The organism is Devosia geojensis (assembly GCF_000969415.1).
Classification (GTDB): Bacteria; Pseudomonadota; Alphaproteobacteria; order Rhizobiales; family Devosiaceae; genus Devosia; species Devosia geojensis.
In genome coordinates this window covers 1-3,402 of sequence record NZ_JZEX01000170.1, presented here as the reverse complement: position 1 = coordinate 3,402, position 3,402 = coordinate 1, and the positions used below count along the sequence as shown (strand labels likewise).

Sequence of the window (3,402 nt, the reverse complement as noted above, 5' to 3'; positions counted from 1 at the left end):
GTGCAGGGACTGACGACGGGAGCGGGCATGTGGCTGGCCGGGGCGGTGGGGGTCGCGTGCGCGCTCGGCTACTACACCGTCGGGCTCGCCGTCTCGCTCTTTGCCATTCTGGTGCTGGCGGTGCTGCGGCGTTTCTCGCACGACGTCGTCAGCGACAACGACGAGAAGTAGCGGCTATTGCCCGGCGATCTCGTTGCCCTCCATGTCCCAGACCCGAACGGGCGCGCATTCGATGAGATAGTCGGCGGCGCATTTGGCCTCGACCAGCAGGTCCAGCTCCTTGCGGCTGTTGGCGTTGCAGATAAGGCTGTGCCAATGCGGGCCTTCCTGGTGCTGCATGAAGACATCCGCCACCCACCCGTGCGGCCAGCACCAGAGATTGACGCCACAGTCCTCCGGTCCGAGGCCGCTCTCGGCCATGCACTTGTCCTGCGCGCAGGACATCGCCTCGGCCGCATCCGGGCCGAAGCAGACTCCGCTGCCGGCCTCGGGGGCCTGCGAAAAGGCGATGCCGTTGAAGACGGGGTGGTCGACGCTCTCCTCGGCAAGGGCGCCGGGCAGGGCGAGCATCAGGGCGCAGACGAAGGCGGGAAACCGGCGCATGCGGGACCTCCAGCAGTGTCGGGCGAGCATGTGGCGGCGCGTGGGGCGCGTCAAGCGCGGTCGAAGGAGGCGGGGGGAGGGGAGAGGCGCGGGCGCGCGGGAGGGACAAATGCGCATCGCCTCTCCCCTCTTTGCGGTCATGCGGCGGGAGGAAAGCCGCATGCCGCCCCCCCGTCGACAGCCAAGGGGCGAGGCTGCCACTCCCGCGTGCCGTCCGAGACCGCGCGGGAAGAAATCGGCAGGAGGTCCGCTTGGGAACGCAGGACCGGACGAGCCGGTACAACGGCCCCCCTGCCGGGCATGCAACCTGTGGACGCAGGCGTTACATGCCGACTGCGTCCAGGCGCTGGTTGCGCGCCCAGAAACCGACGATGTTGGATGCTTCGCGCCGATAGGCCTCGCGTTCGGCCTCCCGGCGGAAGACGGCGGCTGCGCCCGCCGACAGCAGCGGTTGGCGATCGGCGGCCCCGGTATCGGGCACGATGGCGACGACTGGCAGGCCGGCCCTGGCGGTCAGCTCGGCGGTCGCGGCGATGAAGTCGCGGGTGGCGGTGCTGTTCGCCTTGAGGTCGACGATGAGGAGGCCCGGCCGCTCGCTTTCGGGTCCGGCAAGCCGTTCGGCGAGGCGCCGAAGCGCTTCTTCGGCGTCACCCAGCCATTCGACGCGCGGCGCGCCCTGCGCCGCGAGCGTGCGGGCGAGCAGCCGCGCCGAATGGGCATCGTCGTCGACCAGCGCCAGGTGGAGCGCCTTGTTCAGGGCGAGCGTCATCGTTTTGCCTCTTCCACGTCCGCGCCGCGCGGAAATGCCAAAACCACAAACCCGCAACTGCCGGAGCACCCGGGGGTGCTTCGGCAGGCGGGAGGAGGTCAGGAGACGCTGATGACCGGCGAAGGGAGGAGCGCCAGCCAAGGATCAGATCCATCAGCGAGCCGCTTATGCGGGCGCGCGAAGGCTTGCGTAAGGTAAAGCCGTGTAAGCCACTTGCGTTTTACATGTAAATCGCAAAACTTGCCTCTCGGGAGGAGAGGCACGATGGCGGTGCCCGATCCGCAGACGGCTGAGCACGTCCACGCAGCCCTGGAGCGCATCCAGGGCTGGCAGGAGGTTGCGCGCTCGCCGCAGCTCTCCCGGCTCCTCAGCTATATCGTCGAGCGCACGCTCGAGGGCGAAGGCGAGGCGATCAAGGCCTATGCCATCGCCGTCGACGTCTTCGGGCGGCCGCCCGAGTTCGATCCGCAGACCGATCCTATCGTGCGCGTGCAAGCGCGCCGGCTGCGCACGCTCCTTGCCGAATATTACCAAGGGCCCGGGCGCGGGGAGCCGCTGCGCATCGAGCTGCCGGTCGGACGCTACGTACCGCGGTTCGTCCAGTCGTTGTCCAACGACGAGGAGGAGCCGACCGAATCGGCTGCCGCGCCCTCGGGCATGGGCGCGTGGCTGCGCGAGTATCTGGCGCTCGCGGGCATCGCGGCGCTGGCGGCGGCGCTGGCATTCGCCATGCGCGCGCCGGAAAGCGCCACCGCCGCCATGGCGCCGCCGCGCGTCGCCGTCGGCGATTTCCAGAACCTGACCGGCAGCGAGGCGGAAGGCGCGATCGTTGCCGGTCTTGCGGTCGAGCTGGCCACGGACCTTGGTCTGTTCGGCGAGATCTCCGTCCACTACGGACGCGGCGAATGGCCCGCCGGGGAGGTGCCCTCGGGCGATTTCGTCCTTACCGGCATTGCGCGCAGCAACGAGGGGCGGGTGCAGTACAGCGCCATCCTCACCGACGCGGCGTCCGAGGAGGTGGTCTGGAGCCATGTGCTGGAGCCGGCGGCGGATGCGGGGCTGGGCGCGGTCGATACGCTCTCGCGCGACCTCAGCCTTCTGCTCGGCAACTCGCGCGGTCCCCTGCACGAACCGGTGCGTGTGCGGATCGCCTCGGGTCTCGCGCAAGCGGGACCGCGCAGCCTCTATGTGTGCCTCATGCTGTTCCATCGCTACCGGGATGTTAGCAGCGTTACCGGGGCGACCGACGCCGATGCGTGTTTTGCCGCTCTGCCCGAGACACAGCGCGGCGGGGCGATGGCCCGCGCAGCCGTCGCCAGCCTGGTTGCCGAGAGTGCGCGCGCGCCGGCGCCCGAGGATGCCGACCGGCTCGCCGAGGCCGAGGCGCTCATCGCCGGCGCGATGGAGGAGGGCGCTCTCAGCAGCTTCGTCTGGGAGCAGCGGGCCCGCATCCATCAGGCGCGCGGGGAGCGCGAGCTTGCCCGGCAGGCTTACGGATCGGCGCTGCAGCTCAATCCGGCCAACGCCGACGCCATGGCCGCTTTCGCCCTGATGCTGGCGCTCGAGGGCGACACCGCGGCCGCCGCCGATCTCGCCGCCACGACCCTTGCCAAGACGCCGCAACCGCCGCCGGACTGGTATTACGGCGCCCCGGCGCTGGCGGCCTATCACGGCCGTGATTTCGCCGCCGCCGCCAGGCACGCGGCGACCTTTGCACGGGCCGACCGCGAGCTCGGTCCGGTTCTCGCCGCGCTCGCGGCCCTCGAAAGCGGCAATGGCGACATGGTCAACCGCTTCCTGCCGCAGGTGCTGGACGTGGCCGGCTTCAAGGTCAACGGCATCCTGCCGCAGCTGCGCAAGCGCATCCGCGACGAGACCCTCATCGCCGAGATCGGCGAAGGCCTCACCCGCGCCGGCGTTCCCCCCGCAGCGCTGGAGGGTGGGTATTAGGCCGGGGAGGGGGCGCGGGTTGTCGTCGGGGCGACAGCCGGTGGGTGTGGCACTATGCTGCCACAGGCACAATGCTGCCC

General features: G+C 70.2%; 4 protein-coding genes. 2 read left to right on the top strand and 2 right to left on the bottom strand.

The genetic code is table 11. From position 1 onward, the window contains the following. On the top strand, positions 1-171 hold the full coding sequence (locus VE25_RS22490; protein WP_280136848.1) for an MgtC/SapB family protein: 171 nt from the start codon (positions 1-3) through the stop codon (positions 169-171). A gap of 3 nt (positions 172-174) precedes the next feature. Here the strand turns inward: VE25_RS22490 and VE25_RS18960 are convergent, their stop codons facing one another. Next, entirely contained in the window at positions 175-603 is a 429-nt protein-coding gene (locus VE25_RS18960) for a hypothetical protein (RefSeq protein ID WP_052732088.1), read from the bottom strand. A 322-nt stretch (positions 604-925) separates the two neighbouring features. Then, the gene (locus VE25_RS18955; RefSeq protein ID WP_046110238.1) at positions 926-1,372 is read right to left on the bottom strand and encodes a response regulator; all 447 of its coding nucleotides are present in this window, start codon (positions 1,370-1,372) and stop codon (positions 926-928) included. A gap of 264 nt (positions 1,373-1,636) precedes the next feature. Here VE25_RS18955 and VE25_RS18950 point away from each other — a divergent pair, with 264 nt between their 5' ends. Beyond that, entirely contained in the window at positions 1,637-3,322 is a 1,686-nt protein-coding gene (locus VE25_RS18950; RefSeq protein ID WP_046110237.1) for a hypothetical protein, read from the top strand. Positions 3,323-3,402 lie beyond the last annotated feature (80 nt).

Excerpts from the sequence above, each read along its gene's own strand:
- VE25_RS18960 (WP_052732088.1), bottom strand. The coding sequence starts at position 603 with ATGCGCCGGTTTCCCGCCTTCGTCTGCGCCCTGATGCTCGCCCTGCCC.
- VE25_RS18950 (WP_046110237.1), top strand. The coding sequence starts at position 1,637 with ATGGCGGTGCCCGATCCGCAGACGGCTGAGCACGTCCACGCAGCCCTG.
- VE25_RS18955 (WP_046110238.1), bottom strand. The coding sequence starts at position 1,372 with ATGACGCTCGCCCTGAACAAGGCGCTCCACCTGGCGCTGGTCGACGAC.